This window comes from Marinifilum sp. D737 (assembly GCF_026672275.1).
Classification (GTDB): Bacteria; Bacteroidota; Bacteroidia; order Bacteroidales; family Marinifilaceae; genus Marinifilum.
The window spans coordinates 113,026-129,305 of sequence record NZ_JANQCD010000003.1; the positions used below are offsets into that span (position 1 = coordinate 113,026).

Below are 16,280 nucleotides of genomic sequence, written 5' to 3' on the forward strand. Positions count from 1 at the left end.
ATTTCCATATCTTAAACCTCTGCCTGCGTTGACAGAGGTTTTCTTTTTATTGTTTGAAATAGCTTTATTTTATTCAACTTCAATTTGAGAAGCTTTTTGTGCCAATTGCTGTGTAACTTCGGCAATATTGTAAAGCAATACCAACTTTTGACGGTGTGTTCCTCTTTCTGTTTTTTCCAAGGTATTCCCCAGCTTTTCCAGCACAATCTCAAGATCTTCATAGGGGCAATTCGAATCGTTTCTTCTTAATGATTCAGCAACTACCAATAGTTCCTTTTCCACCTCCTGGTACATCAATTGCAATTCCTCATTCATATAATCAGGAATGTTACGATGTGCACCCAAAGCCGATAAATAGGAAAGCAATGCATGGTTGAGATAGGTAATGGAAAATGCCCTTTTCTGCATTTTCTGCTGGCGTTTTGGTTCCAGTTTCATTCCCCTCCAAGCCATAGACAGAGCATTGTCAGCCTGATGAGCCTGATATCTTGAAATTCTATAAGTCAGCAAATCATCCTCGCTGGGTGCTTTGTGCTCCAATAAAATCTGATTAAAGTAGGTGTGATTTTTCTCTACTGCACTTGCCAGTAGGTTCGGAAGTTGTTTGTATTGCCAATCGGGCCACATGAAACGAACCACGATAATAGCCAGCAATGCTCCAATTACTGTATCTATTATTCTTGGAATCATTACCACAACGCCCTTATCAGCAATCAAGTTAAAAGCTGCGATCACAAATATGGTAACAAAGATTACCGAAACAGCATAATTATTTTTCAGCCAGGCAAAGAAAAAGTAGGCGGCAATTAACAATAGAACCACTTGTCCTCCAACAGTAGGAAGTATTTGAACAATACTAACCCCAAGCACCACACCTGTTATGGTTCCCAGGATTCTCTGGAATAGTCTTTGCCTGGTTTCGCTATAGCTAGGCTGACACACAAATAAACTGGTTAATAAAATCCAGTAACCTTTTTCGATATCAAAAGCCAGCATCAAAAGGTAGCCGATAAGGAAACAGGTTGACAAACGGATGGCATATTTGAATTTTGGATGATTCCAATTTAGTTGATTGGTAAATCGTTTCCACAAACTGCTTGAATCCTTGTCGACTCTTGGCAATAAGCCGGAATCTACGTTAAAATTCATATTTTGTAAGGAAAGATGCGACTGATTAAGGTTCTGAAGAAGCAAACCCAAATCATTTTTGTTCTCATTCTTCTTAATCACCTTTAGTTGCGCTTGAATGGCATTGATGGTCCACTTTAAGGAAATGGGATGATGATATTCTGTTCCCATCAGCAGGCTTTTCGATACTTCGTGTGCAGCCAGTGATAATTGTAACATCAACTGTCCCAGACCTTCCAAAACCTCGCGATTATCAGCATCAGCACTCAATAAATCATAACGCTCATGACTCGAAGCGGCTCTTTCGTGAAGACTTTGTAATAGAATAAACTTGTGAAGATACGGACGAAGTTGATTCTCATCATTCATCGCATCGCCATAACTGTTCAAAACATTTTTACAACGGCCAATAGAGTTTACCACCTTAACATTTAAGGAAGCCAATCCTTGCCTGGTCTTTTTCTGTATGGATTTATCACTGGGAAATAATTTCGATTTTTCTTTTAGATACAAAGAAAGATTTTCGAAACCATCGGCCAATTGCTCCTCTAACAGTCGTGCTGGGTGTAAATACAGCAAGATCAATGACAATAATCCATAGCAAAGTGCACCTGTAGGCAATAAAATGATTTGAGCATACCAATTCGGAGAAATTTCGGCACCCAGCATGGTATAAATGGCTACAAGCAAAGCTCCAAAGGTAATGCCTCGGTATCGTTCGCCCAGGCCACCAACCAGGATAAAGGTAATGGTAGATCCTACCAAACCAATGCCAAATAGAATAGGGTAGGGCAGTAAAATCTCGACAGAAGCAGAAGAAATCACAAAACTAAGAATGGTAAGCAGCAAGGCTTTCACCCTTCCTTTAGGATGGTCATCGGTTTCGGATAAGGCACCAGCCAGTGCACCCAAAGCCAAAGTAACACCAATAAAAGCCATCTTAAAGATTACAAAAGGAATCAACAAAGCTCCCATAGCAATGGCTGCTTTTAGGGCCAATAGCCTATTGGGATATCGCCATAGGTTTTGTATCCAGAATTCGTACCATTGTTTGCCTTGAAATTGGCTAACTCTTAATTTGTTTTGCATGAATCTAACAATTTGAGGAAGCAAAGATACAAACTCAGATTAGTAATAATATTATAATTTTCAGAAGTCTTTGAGTTAGTTGGAATTACAAACGATTGCAAGGAAAAGCAATAAAGTTATTTAGGAAAAAGAACTTTTACAAAACTAAGATAAATGAAAAAAGAGGCTGTCCAAAAAGCAATTTCTAAATATATGATTCATGTTAAAAGAATTGAAACATCTCATTTTCAAATCTGGAAAATTTCTCTCGAAACGGAATCAGCATGACTATAATATAGAACACTTTTTGAACAGCCCCGTGGCTATTGAAACGAAAATAAATGCTTACAAAAATTAATTATAGATGTAGCTTATTTTATGGCCTCCAGAGTGATGCTGGCCACATTTGATTTTTGCCCAACAATTTGTCCTTTGTATACGAAATAAGCATAATAGTACCTGGTTTCTGGTTTTGAAGGATCCATTCGAGCTTTGGAATCTTTCCAAATATGACGAATAATGGTTTCCTCATATTCTTTTTCTTCACTGCCGTAGCTAATTTTGCAAAACAAACGAATGCCATCAAATACCGATTTTTTGTATTTAATTTGAGGCACACCCGATACCAGGTCAACATCTAATATCGGACGTTGTATATCGGTATCGATAATACGTTGAGCAGGATTAAGTCCAAAATCTTCCAGAACGGCGGGAGTACAATTGGGATTGTTCACCAATTCCTTTCTCAGTCCACGAACCACCTTAATGCACTCATTGTGAATAATCTCATACTCTTTGGTTGTGGAGCGCGATTGAGCTTTAATAATGTTCTTCTTCTCGCTCAAGGCCTTGTCATCCTGAATTGACTTTACAATTTTGGCAACTTTTTCATCAGAAAGAGCTAAGACATCTTTATAAACAGGAAGTTTTGCAATGATGTTTTCGCCCTGTGCATTAAAATCCTCCTCAGATTTTGAAATGTAGTCGCCATTAATTTTGATTTGTGTCATGACATTTATTTATAGGTTTGATATTAATATTTTGTTATTAAAATCTTATATAATAAAATTGGGATGTATTTTTTAAAATGTCAATAGCAATTGGAGTGAATAACATTTTTTATCATGAAATAAAGTTCTTAAGCCCAGTAAATGCGCTTGTTAGACAAGATAAAAAATAAATGAAATTTTTTGAAAATAATTTTAAATGATGTTTATTTTATGAGCAAAATGAATTATTAGAAAATGCGTTAAAAATATATGATAATAAAAGTTGAGGAATTTTTTCATTAAGCAAGTATATCTCTTTTGAATAAGTATGAAAAAAGTCAGTGAATACAAAGCTTGTAGAGTTTTTGGAGAGTAGAGTGTGTTTTAGGAAGAATTTTGTGATTTAGATATGGTTTCATACAGTAAGTTTCTTATTCTTCTGAAAGTGCCTTAAAATAAGATTGTTGATCTGTATTGGATCTATAGGGTTAAAATTATTAAGTTCATAAATATTTTCATGAGATAAGAGTTTTTTTTCTCAAAAAAAACAAAATCACCTCTCAAAACAGATTTTTGAAGTGCAAATTAATTTTTCTGGAATTTATAAAAAGCTTTCTGGAAGAATTATTAGAGCTAGCGGAAGTTCAAAAAAGCATAAGCAAAGTTTAGAAATGCCAAATGAACTATAGAAAATGCCCAAGCGAAGTTCAAAAAAGCTTTTTGAAAGTTCGATTGGCCCTAACGGAAGTTCAAAAAAGCATAACCGAAATTCCGGAAACCTTTTTCTAAAGTCCGTTGGCTCTAATAAAAGTTCCGTAGGAATTAAAATGTTTTCAGAAAGTACTTTTCCATTTGACTATTTTAATCTATCATATTGCCTATACTATATTCTGTAGATATCAATTCAAATTTTGTAAAGAAAAAAATCAATTAAGTCACTTATTACGAAACAAAAACCATCATTAATCGGAGGTTTTTGATTCTCTTAAAATTTATTACTGTAAAATATTTGCATTAAAAATGATTGTTTATAAATTTAGCAGAAGAATAATTAGCAGATGTACAATACTACCAGCTACTGCGCGAATCTTAAAGTCACAGGAAGGAATCTGTGCGACAGCAAGGGGGATTTAATCAACTAAAAAGTTGGAATATAAAGAACTTCACGAAGGTAATATAGAATAAAAAATAGCTATAATTAAAACTTATTATTTAATCAATATATCATTTAACTCATTAATATGGAACAATCACTTTACCAACCAAACCCGTTAATGTCACTATTACCATTAATCTTGATGATGGTACCAATGGTATTTATCATTAATAGACTGGCAAAAGAAAAAGGAAAGAACGTTAGTTTATAGACAATATTGGCATGTATACCTTTTGTTAACATGATTATTTTACCATACATCGTGGGAACTCCAAGCAAGATTCATGAGAAAAAAATGAACAGGATTTTGGACTTATTAGAGAAGCGTGAAAAAGATGGCATTAACTAGAAAAAAACGCTAGTAAGAGCTTTTTAGTTTGTGCTTTAAGATCAAACCCAGACTATTATATTATAAATACATGATTGAGTCGTAAATATAAATTCCATAATAAAGAAGTATTATACTTTATAAGTTTTAGCAACCACATGCTGGATTGATGTATTTGTATGCAAAAACCTAGCCTTTGCCTTTCTTTTTAAATAGATTGGGAGCATTGAATCGCATTCCAAAAAAGATGTGATAGAAAACATTGGTTTCTGTATTCCTTGCCGTGCTATTCTCTTGTTTGAACCATGTGTCGGAAAAGGTGGCAAAAAAACCTGTATAAAACTTACTGCTGTTATAACCCATTCCAACTTTACAATCTGCTCTTAGCAAGAGGTTATTCTGATTCGTAACAAAATTTCCACCTTCTGTGCGTGTGGTAAGTTTGGTATTTAGGTAACCAATGCTCGCAAGCATTCCTATGGAAGCATATATTTTCTCTTTAAGCACAAATGTATGTGCATATCCCGGTCCGATATGCAACTCTATGTTTTTTGATTTCTGGGTGTTTACTGAATTGGATTTATCATTAATCCGGTAATAATCGAAGTTGAAAACCGGCATAAAACTCCCTGCACTTTTCAATTGGCGCTCTGTTTGGCTAGTTATACTGCGTAAAGAGAATTTTGAGTTGTGAATATAGCCCGATAAAATGGATACTCCTTCGTAATTTAAATCAGGAAATTGGATATATGCATCTCCTTTTGTCCAGTTGATATAATCATCGGTGTTTTTAAGATAATAGCCTTGAACTTTTGAGTAGGTGATATTCGAAAACCAATTTTTAAATACCAAGGCTGCATCAAGTTGAAATGCTGTTGTCTCGCCTTTTGAATCATTGTCTCCATTGCCTGGCAAAAAATCAGGAGCAAATTGAATGCCCAATGAAATGAACTCATAGTGTAACTTCAGTCGCAAGTTGTTGGGAGTATTTGGGTAAAGAATGGTTTTGTTTGAGGGAGTTTCAACCCGAAATGTTTCATATGAATTATTAAATGAAATATCAGTGGCAATTATGCCTTTCATTTTCTCGATCCAGCCTTCTTCGTAAATATTAGCTGGAGTATCTGATATTTGCGCTTCAGCTTTCAGAATCAGTATTGTAAAAATAGCACTGATCAGTGCCATTCGAATAAAATAGATCTTTTTTGCTGTTCCGCACATTCCTTTAAAATTATTTTGCTACCAATAACCAAAGATTACTCCTATACAAGATATTAAAAAAAAACGATAGCTGAGATTGTAGTTTGTGCTTAGCATGGTATTAAACAATATTGTATTGGTATAGTATAAAAAGCATCAATCTTTTGCAGGATTGATGCTTTTTATATTGAAAGTTCGATTTAAATCTTAATTGCTTTCCTGAATCGAAATTCGATTTCCTTTGGAATGTCCTGTAAATTCAGGAGCATACATACTTTGTATGCTGGCATTTCCATTGGAGAAATTCCCCTTGTTGTTGGCTCTCAGATCGTATTCAAATACATATCTGCCTTTAGGCAAATTGTCAAAGAAGAAATGGCTTGCCACATCTTTGGTACTTTGATAGTAGCCCAGGCCATCTTGCCATTTGTAGCCCGAAAGAACATCCAAAGGTTCCATTCCGGCAGCTCGTAAATCTTTCAGGTGAATGAATTCCAGATCATTTTTCGATTCTATTACCAATTGAACCGTAATTAAATCGCCAATTTTAATTGGAGTGTCTGCTGAGATAGGATCCAGAACTTCACCTTCATCTGTAGATCTCTTAATGTACATGCTTTTTTGTACGATCAAATCTCCCTGATCAGAATCGCTGATTTTATCCAGGTCTTCGAAGTATTGCCAGTAAACACCTCCAAAACCGGTTATATTGCTCTTGTTGCTAACTGTTACCTTAGCCATGGATGAATCGATTTCTTTCTTTTTCCAATTCAATTTAAAGTAACCTGTTCCAGCTTCCTTTTGAACCGGTTCCAGTTTCTCACTGCTTATTTTCTTATCTCCAATTGTGATTTGGGTATGCTGGTCAAGAGCCAGAGAATTGTTTCCGTGCATTAGCAAAGCATAAATGGCCTCGGTAGTAGCCTTTGTGGTTGGCCATTTGTTGGTTTGTTTCTTTTTAAGCAGCCATTGTTTTAAACGGTTCACTTTATTCATATTGCCATCTACTTCGCTAAAGGTTTCAATTAGTAAAGCCTGGCACTCAACGGCAGATTGATACCAATACCAACCATTTTTATTGCTCTTCCAGTACATGCCATTTTCCTCCTTAATAACAGCTTGTTCTGTTAAGGCATCCGTAATTTGCTTGGCGGCATTCTCTTCTCCGTTTCTTTGCAAAATCAATGCAATTAATGCCTTATTGTACAATGATTTGGTTAGCCAATCTTCTTTGCATGCTTCGATATACAATTTTGTGATTTCTTGCAGTTGGTCTGATAAAGGATAGTTCGCCTTAAAGAAACTTCTGCCATACAAATAATGCAAGCTGCTTGAAGATAGAGAAACATCCTTGTCTTCTTTTGAATTTTCAGCCCAAGTCTTGTGCTGTTCTATAAATTCTCTATCGAGATAAGCGATGGCTTTCTTTTCAATTTTTTTACATTGATCGCGGTATTCATTATTGATATTCAGCTTTTGCAAATGACCCAATCCAGCCAGAATATGTTGGGTAATAAAACGGTTTTCATTTCCACCGGCAAACCAAGGAAATGCTCCAGATGAAAGCTGCATTTCTCTAAGTTTGTTTAAAGATTGTAGTTGCTGTAATTTTAGTTTATCCTTTTCAAAAAGATTGGCCAATCTGGCTTTGTTTTTCTCATCATCCTGCGCATCTCTTAGCCAGGGAGATTCTGCAATCAGGATAGATTTCAATTCTTTATTGTTCTCCAATGGAGATGTCAACGATTGACCTTTTTTCCAGGCTTGAATGACCTCCTTTATTTTAGGATTCTTTGTAAGGATATCCCTGGCCAATGCATTGGCATAGAATCTTGAGAAGCTTTGTTCTGCACATTCATGTGGAAACTCCATCAGGTAAGGCAATGATTTTAAAGCCAACCATGCCGGATTGCTTGTATATTCTATCGTGTACTTGTGATTGCTTTGTGTATTAGAATTGCCATCCTTTAGCTTTTCGAACTGAATTTCCTTTGTAGTGCCCGGCTGAACCCAAATCGACTTTGCTTCTGTTACCAAGCTTCTGTTGGAAAGTACCGGAATAATTCCCATTTCACCATCGCTGTGCGATCCTGCTTTAGCTACAATTTTATATTGAAGGGCAGCAAGATCTTTAGGAACTTTTATGGTCCAGTTCAAACTTGTATTTCCTTTGGCATCTACTACAAAATTGTGCATTGGATTAAAATCCACTTGATTTTTATTGATAGGATTTCCAGTTGCGCCATCGAACAATTGCAAAGCAGCAGATCCTTGTAGCTTCTCTTTGGTAAGGTTACTGATTTTTGTACTTAGTGTAATGGTATCACCCTCTCTTAAAAAGCGTGGGACGTTAGGAATTACATTAAGATTTTTCTGTGTAACAACGAACTTTTCAACATAGCCATTTTCAGAGGATTTGTTGTGAGCAAAAAGCATCAATCTCCATTTTGTAAGTGCTTCCGGACTATTGAATTTGAAAATAATTTCACCCTTTTTATTGGTCCACAAGTGAGGGTAGAAGAAAGCCGTTTCTTTTAAGTCGTTCCTGCTTTCCACCTGTGTCAATTCTTTCAAGCCTTTTTTCGTGCTGATAACTACCACACCATTACTGGCTCTTGAACCGTATAGTGCAGTAGCAGATGCTCCTTTTAATACGGTAATGTCTGCCACATCTTTTGGAGAGAATTGTGCTCCTGTTTTTGCATCTACTGGTACTCCATCGATAATATACAAGGGAGAGTTAGAGTTTCCTGTACCACTATAACCTCGTATTTTAACAAAACATTCTTCATCCATTTCTTCATTCTCCTCAACTATTTCAATAATATCGACTCCTGATATTTGTCCATTCAACTGTAGCATAATATCATCTCTTATATCACTGGCTTTTACGTAGGCATATGTTCCGGTCCTTGATGTTTCTCGGGCAATTCCCATAGCGGTAACCACTACTTCATCACATCCAACATGATCATTCTGTAAAGCCATATTGTAGGTGCCAGCTTTCGAAACCATCATTTCTTGTGTACTCATTCCCACAAAACTGAAGGTCAGTTCAGAACCTTTGGGTGCATTGATCGAGTAGAATCCATCGATATCCGTGCTAACGCCAGTTTTTGTACCCTTAATCATGATTCTAACGCCAGGAATAGGCATACCCGTTTCATCCGTTACAATGCCATTCACATTACCTTGTACATGTTGTATTGTGTTCTGCTTTCGCTTCAGTTGCTTCAGATATATCTTATTGGTATACTCGGTATCACCAAAATGGCATCCAAATCGTTTCAATTCATGATATTGTTTTAGGTATGGAACGGTATTGGTAAAACGAAATGAATTAAAATTCGAAAAATACTGTAAGCCAAAGAATCTGCTTTGAATGTATGGTGCCGAAGAGTACCTTTTTTTACGGAATCCAATATTAGTTCTCCATGAATGAGGTTTAAACTGATCCAGGGAAGTATCGTACATGGAAGCCAGAACTTCGGCTTGTACCTTCTTGTTGTTCGAATTGGTAATTTTAAAACTCCAGCTCTCTTCCTGTCCTGGTGTAAGTTTATTTCTGAAGCTTAAGGTTTCAATATTCAGCTTGTTTTCTACTTCTTTAAAGACTGCAGAGAACTGTTCTTTTACAATGCTGTTGTATTTTACAAAGTAGAGGTTAAAGTCCAGTTTGTTCGTGTAAGATTCTTTCACTGGAATTTTTACAATGCTGTAGCCATCTTCAATATTTACCAGCTTTTTGAATACATTCTCATTTCTGTAGTAAGCTTCTACATGAACATTTAGTTGTTGGCAAGCCGTTTTTAGCTTTAATATTACGTACTTGTCTTTCTTAAAATCCAGGTTCACAATTTCATAAGAAAACATCTGGTGATCGGCCAATTCATTATTATCAGGATGAAAAACTTCAAAGTTCTTGCTTGTAATCACCGTATCCTTCTCATTATCGGTAGCTGTTACTTCCAGCTGATAAATACCAGCTTCCCACTTCGATAGTTTCGGAAGAGCGAACTCTTTTGATTCCTTTGGTCCTGCCTTTTTGATATAAACGGTATTTCCTTTTGTCCAATGTTGTTCTACATCGGTGCTGTCGTACACTTCATGTGGAAAGTCTTTGATAAATTGTTCTTTTGAAATGGAATGGATTTCTACGATCTCCCAAGGTTTTTTTCTAACCACTCTTCCTGGTCCATTCAATTTTTTAATACAAAGTTCCACATTGGCATCAATCAAATGGTCATTTAGATTTTTGGTCTGGATGCTAATCGTTTGATCCTTATCCGAATTCAGTCGACCGCCCATTAAAACATCTACTTTCAGGTTGTGATAAGCAACTTTAATGTTTTTGGAAGAACTCCTGGTTTCTCCATTTTGATCGGTTACGTCAGCTTTTATCGAGTAGAGAAAAATTGGTTTATCCTCTTTTTTTGCCAGTGAATCGGGAATGGCAACAAAATCAATGGAAAATTTGCCTTGTGCATTGGTTTTGCAAGTTCCTGTTTTAATAGTTTGGGACGAGCTGCCATAAAAGCCACGTCTCCAGTCATGCACTCTTTCTCTGCTGATGGTATAACTTACTTTTGAATCGCTGATATTCGACCCCAGAAAAGCTTTGGCAAAACCTGTAGCACTTACACTGTCGCCAATTACGTAATTGTTCTTTACAGCATTAAATATCACTTCAAATTTTGGTCGCTTGTATTCTTCTACCGAAAAACTTAGCTCTGCGTAGTCAAAGTCGTCAATTTGGTCATAGAATGGATCTGGATCCTCAATCTCATTACCGAAATCTTCATCCATTTCGATGGTGAATTGGCCTGTAAGCAAATTATCCGGCAAAGTAAATTCACCACTAACACTACCGTATTCATTGGTTTTTAATCGAAACTCTTTGAGTTCTTCATAATTGGCATCAGAAATGCATATCGATACATAGGTATTAGGAACTACTTGCGATTTTCCATCTTTCTTTTCGCTTAATATGCCTTTGAAATACATTGTTTGTCCGGGGCGGTAGATACTCCTGTCCAGGTACAAATAGCCTTTGGCCATATGTTCCTTGTCTTTGTTTCGATCTTTGTAAAATCTGTTGATGTAAGAATAATTGCTAATCGAGTCGGTACCATCTGTCGCAATAATTTGGTAATGGTGATTCTTGTTGTTCTTTTCAATTAAAAATTCACCATTGCTGTTGGTAAATCCATTGCGTTCGAAATTTTCAGGCTCACTGCTAACAGATATTTTTACATTTTCTTTGGGTGCTCCTGTTTCCCTGTCCAGAATTTTTATTAGCTCATGCTTTTTTTGCTTAATACTAAGCATTGTAAGTTTGCTTATTGAAATCACTGCATGGTTGTAGATTTCATCTATAGAGCTAATCTTTTTAGATCCTGAGGAAAGCAAAATGTAATTCCCAGCAGGCAGTGCAGGAACATCTACTTCGGTGGTATATTCGTAATAGTCCTTTTTTGGCTGAAGCAAATAGAATTTTGATGCACTCGCTTTTGTTTTCTTCAGTACATTCAATAATAAACTATCCTTTTTATAGGTGGATTTGTTCTTGTAAAAATCGTAGGGAACAGGATAGGCTGAAAGATACAAGCTATCAACACTTTTGAATTGAACTTTGGCAAGAAATGCTTTGTTAGGTATATTGTATTGCTCAGTTTGAAGGGATACAGAGGCTTGTTCAATTTTATTTTTCAAAATGGTACACAGCAATCCTCCATCGGAGTTTGGGTATTGTTTCACAACCGAATTGCAAAGATCTAATGCTTTAATGCGATAGTTTTTTAAGATGGGATCGTATTTGGCATTGTAAGTATTACTCTCCTTGAAATAGTAATCTGCAATTTTGTAATTGATCATGGCCGAAGCCGTATGCTTTGCAAATCGATTGGAAAGTCTGTTTAGTTCCTGGATATACAGTTCTTCTTTGTTCTCGATATTTCCTTGTTCCTTGGCAAAATTTAATCGCTCCAATAGCACATCAACATAGGCTGTTGTATCAGAACCCTCATGAAACAATTCAAGTTCTTGGTACAATAGTAAAGCATTTCGATTCGAGAATAAGCTATCTTTTGTGAGGAATAATTCTTTGCTAAATTCCTTTGTAGATTTAAACACCACAGGATTGTTGATGTAAAACTGTTCCTTTGGCCTGGTAAAATACCATGTGTTTTTTTGATAATACTGAATGGCTCGATGCGCAAGAAAATCGTATAAAGTAGGTCTGAATTTGTGAGAAGAGCGGCTTTCTGTTAGGATATCACGATAATCATCAATGGAGATGTTTTGAAGAATTTCTTTGTTTTTCAGGGATCGTTTGTAATGTAAAACAATTTGTTCCCCAAGAGTATTCATGTCCCATTTTTCAAAGTCCACAGCATTAACGAATCCCTTAAGTTTTGTCCTTTTGTTTATTTTGTATCGGTTCTTATCCAGGTATTGTTTAAGAAATTGTGCATAAATAGATTCCAGAAGAGCAGAAGTAGGAGCATCACTTTCTTTCAAGTGAGCTTCCAGGTTTTGAATAACCTTCTTTTGAGCATCTTCTTCTAACAGCAGGCTAAATTTCGATTGGTAAATAAACCCCTTGACAATTTGATCGCTTCGTTTTGATTTTTTGGCTTGCTGAAGAATTTGATTCGTAACTCGGTTTGCACTATGGAATCTTCCTTCTAACTCAAACTGTTCAAGCTCGGTCCATAATTTATCCAATTCTTTTTGTGCATGGCAGATGTTAATACCTAGAACTAACAAAATTAAGATGGCTAACTTTTTCACGATTGCATGATTTTTAATGTGATATGGATTAAAAGAGTATCAATCTCATAAATTTTATGTATTTCATAAAAATACAATTATTCATAATGTTTTTATCGATAGCATGATTTTTATTTTAAAATAGGATTTATATATAGAATAGGTCTAAACAAATGTGAACTTAATTAAGTGGGAAATAAAGCATGGAATTCTTACCATATGTCATGATTGGTTTAAGATAAGCTTCCAAAAAGAACCCAGTTTATACCATCTTGAATTCTAAGTAAACTATAGTTTCAGCATGATCAGCTTAATTTGAAGAGAATAATGTGAAGCAATTGAAGATTGTATGCTTTTAAATTTTTGTAGGAAAAAGCAAACATACCAATTGCAAGCTAAGAACTAAGCGGAATGGAATGTGCGATATTTAGGGGATTTATTTCAATTGAAAGTGTTGTGTTGCGTTACGACAAAAACGAACTTCAGGTTCTTGTTGATGAAAGAGCTGTGACACAAAACAGAGGCAATTCAGAAAGAGAAAACAATGCTTTTATTGCAGCTCAAATTACTGAACAAGAAAAATCACTTCATGAAATGGTAAGTGAAAATCTCAAGGAATTAATTTCTTTTGAGAAGATATATGTGGAGCAGGTTCAAACACGGATTCAATCCCAATATCCAAAACATATAGAAATCATGTATGATAATCATTCTGAAAATGCTTCCAAACATCCCGTTGTAATTATTGGCTGCTGTGTATTGGTGGCCTCTTCGGAAAACAAAGCGGATCATGAGAAGGCAAAATGGGTTCCCGTATCTGATTCTAACGAATTTGATACTGTTTTACATCCACTTTTACAAGAAGCGCTAACATTCCTGAATCGAAAAATTGAGCAGGATCCCATCGCATTTTATTTGTTACCTGAAAAATTTAGCCTGAATGAGTTACAGCAAGTATATGAAACGGTTACATGCAGACGCTTGGATAAGAGAAATTTCAGGAAAAAAATTGCTCAACTACAATACTTAACTCCATTAAACGAAAAACAGAAAAACGTAAGGCATAAACCAGCAAGTTTGTACTGTTTTAATGGTAGTGCTTTTGAAAGAAATTAAGTCTGAATTGTAGCTGTAATTATTTTAAAGTTCTTGTTATTCAGATGAATGATCTGTTTTTTGAAATCAAATTAAGAACCTAGTTTAAACCTAAATGAATTTAGATTAAACCATGAATTTTGTGCCAATATCTATGTTTAGATTTTGATTTAAACAGTAGCAACAATGAGAAGAAACAGAAAGAAATTACTGGCAATATATTTGGTTGGTTGTATAGGCTTTTATTCATCATGCAAGAGTAAAAATGATGGAGAAGCAAACTATCTTAATCCAGATTTACCAGTTGATATTAGGGTAGAAAATTTGCTGTCTCAAATGACTTTGGAGGAGAAGATTGCCCAAATGTGTCAGTATGTTGGACCTGATCATATCAGAGAGGCAGAGATGGTGATGAGTGAGAAAGACTTGCACGACAATGATGCAATGGGATATTACCCGGATTTGTCGGTAGAAGATCTGGAAGATATGACACGCAAAGGAATGGTAGGTTCGTTTTTACATGTGAAAACACCGGAAGAAGCCAATCATTTACAAAAACTGGCCAGAGAAAGCCGATTAAAAATCCCGGTATTAATAGGAATTGATGCAATTCATGGAAATGCCTTAAATGTAGGAGCAACTGTATATCCAACGCCCATAGGAATAGCAAGTACCTGGGAACCGGCTCTTGTTGAGCGTAGTGCTCGCGAAACCGCTCTTGAAATGCGTGCCATGGGTGCACAATGGGCATTTACTCCAAACATTGATATCGCTCGTGATGCTCGTTGGGGTAGAGTAGGTGAAACATTTGGAGAAGATCCACATTTGGTTTCAGAGATGGGAGTAGCCATGATTCAAGGAATGCAAGGAGATAATTTCACCGGAGAAGATAAGGTAATTGCCTGCGCCAAACATTTAATTGCTGGCAGCGAACCGGTAAACGGACTCAATGCTGCTCCTATGGATGTTTCGGAACGAACACTACGAGAAGTTTTTCTCCCTCCTTATCAGGCGGCAATTGATGCCAATGTATTCTCTATGATGGCAGCGCATAATGAACTCAACGGTGTGCCTTGTCATTCCAATCATTATATTATGACTGAATTAATGCGCAATGAAATGGGCTTCGATGGTTTCTTTGTCAGCGACTGGATGGATATTGAGCGATTGGTGGATCTGCATTTTGTAGCCGAAACTGAAAAGGAAGCCTGTTATTTATCGGTGGATGCTGGAATGGATATGCACATGCATGGGCCAAGATTTCACGAGCCTGTAAAGGAATTGGTTGAAGAGGGCCGACTAAGCGAAGAAAGAATTAACCAATCGGTGCGTAAAATTCTTGAGGCAAAGTTTCGTTTAGGCTTGTTCGAAAATCCTTTTACCGATTTGGAAATGGCCAAGAAGCAGATATTTGCCAAAGAACACCAGCAAACCGCTCTTGATATGGCACGAAAATCAATTGTCTTATTAAAGAATGAAGAGATATTGCCTATCAATACAACAAAATATCGAAGAATTCTGGTCACAGGACCCAATGCAAATAATCAAACGATTATGGGAGATTGGTCGGCAAAACAACCTGATGAAAATGTGCTTACCATATTTGAAGGTTTGAAACAGGAAGCGCCGGCAAACTGTAAATTAAGTTTTTACAATTGTGGCGAGACTTTATTGTCAATTGAAGATTCAAAAATTGTAAAGGCCGCATCACTCGCCAAAAATCATGATCTAACCATCGTAGTTGTTGGTGAAAATTCCATGCGTTACAAATGGGATGATAAAACCTGTGGAGAAAATACAGATCGTTCAAACATTCAGTTGCCAGGAAAACAACAAGAATTAGTAGAGGCTCTGCACAAAAGTGGAAAGCCTGTTGTTGTGGTATTGGTAAACGGGAGACCTTTGGGAGTGGAATGGATTGCCAATAATGTTTCTGCATTACTGGAAGCATGGGAACCCGGAAGTTTTGGAGGTCAGGCAGTGGCCGAAATTTTGTTTGGGAAGCTTAATCCAAGTGCAAAACTTCCTATTTCAATTCCACGAAATGCAGGGCAAATTCAAACCGTATATAACCACAAACCATCTCAGTATTTTCACAAATACAAAGCCGATGAAAGTAGTGCCTTATTTCCATTCGGATATGGTTTAAGCTACACCAATTTTGAATACAGCAATATAAAACTGAGCAAACAAAGAGTTAAAAAGAATGAAACAGTTCAGCTTTCAGTGCAGCTTACCAATGTGGGGAATCGAAGAGGTGATGAAATTGTACAGCTTTATATTCGTGATGAGTATAGCTCGGTAACCCGACCAGTAAAGGAATTGAAGGCTTTCAAAAAAATAGATCTTGCACCTAATGAAAGTTCAGTTCTGGAATTCCGGATATCGCCTAAGATGCTTGAATTCTATGATATTAATATGAATAAGAAGGTAGAAGCAGGCAAATTCATAGTAATGATTGGTGGATCATCGCTTGATGAGGATCTTCACAAGCTGACCTTTGAAGTGATTGAATAGAAATTATAAGAATAAAAAAGAGCAATAA

At 36.2% G+C, this 16,280-nt stretch carries 6 protein-coding genes; 2 read left to right on the forward strand and 4 right to left on the reverse strand.

Annotated features, from left to right (window positions below; all coding sequences use genetic code 11):
• Positions 1 to 69: 69 nt before the first annotated feature.
• From yccS to NQ163_RS03770, 4 genes are all read right to left on the reverse strand, one after another.
• Entirely contained in the window at positions 70 to 2,217 is a 2,148-nt protein-coding gene (gene yccS, locus NQ163_RS03755; protein ID WP_268188949.1) for a YccS family putative transporter, read from the reverse strand.
• A 350-nt stretch (positions 2,218 to 2,567) separates the two neighbouring features.
• Entirely contained in the window at positions 2,568 to 3,206 is a 639-nt protein-coding gene (locus NQ163_RS03760) for a hypothetical protein (RefSeq protein WP_268188950.1), read from the reverse strand.
• Between the two features lie 1,652 nt (positions 3,207 to 4,858).
• On the reverse strand, positions 4,859 to 5,854 hold the full coding sequence (locus tag NQ163_RS03765) for a DUF4421 family protein (protein ID WP_268188951.1): 996 nt from the start codon (positions 5,852 to 5,854) through the stop codon (positions 4,859 to 4,861).
• Between the two features lie 222 nt (positions 5,855 to 6,076).
• On the reverse strand, positions 6,077 to 12,661 hold the full coding sequence (locus NQ163_RS03770) for a carboxypeptidase-like regulatory domain-containing protein (RefSeq protein WP_268188952.1): 6,585 nt from the start codon (positions 12,659 to 12,661) through the stop codon (positions 6,077 to 6,079).
• A 390-nt stretch (positions 12,662 to 13,051) separates the two neighbouring features.
• On the opposite strand from NQ163_RS03770, the gene NQ163_RS03775 reads away from it, so the two are divergent.
• Both NQ163_RS03775 and NQ163_RS03780 read left to right on the forward strand, forming a co-directional pair.
• A complete protein-coding gene (locus tag NQ163_RS03775) occupies positions 13,052 to 13,756 on the forward strand; it encodes an NUDIX hydrolase (RefSeq protein ID WP_268188953.1) in 705 nt (234 codons plus the stop codon).
• A 165-nt stretch (positions 13,757 to 13,921) separates the two neighbouring features.
• Positions 13,922 to 16,252 (forward strand): glycoside hydrolase family 3 N-terminal domain-containing protein, encoded by a 2,331-nt coding sequence (locus NQ163_RS03780; protein ID WP_268188954.1) that lies wholly within the window; start codon positions 13,922 to 13,924, stop codon positions 16,250 to 16,252.
• Positions 16,253 to 16,280 lie beyond the last annotated feature (28 nt).

Coding starts and splice junctions, on each gene's coding strand:
- yccS (WP_268188949.1), bottom strand. CDS start 2,217: ATGCAAAACAAATTAAGAGTTAGCCAATTTCAAGGCAAACAATGGTAC.
- NQ163_RS03760 (WP_268188950.1), bottom strand. CDS start 3,206: ATGACACAAATCAAAATTAATGGCGACTACATTTCAAAATCTGAGGAG.
- NQ163_RS03765 (WP_268188951.1), bottom strand. CDS start 5,854: ATGGCACTGATCAGTGCTATTTTTACAATACTGATTCTGAAAGCTGAA.
- NQ163_RS03775 (WP_268188953.1), top strand. CDS start 13,052: ATGGAATGTGCGATATTTAGGGGATTTATTTCAATTGAAAGTGTTGTG.
- NQ163_RS03780 (WP_268188954.1), top strand. CDS start 13,922: ATGAGAAGAAACAGAAAGAAATTACTGGCAATATATTTGGTTGGTTGT.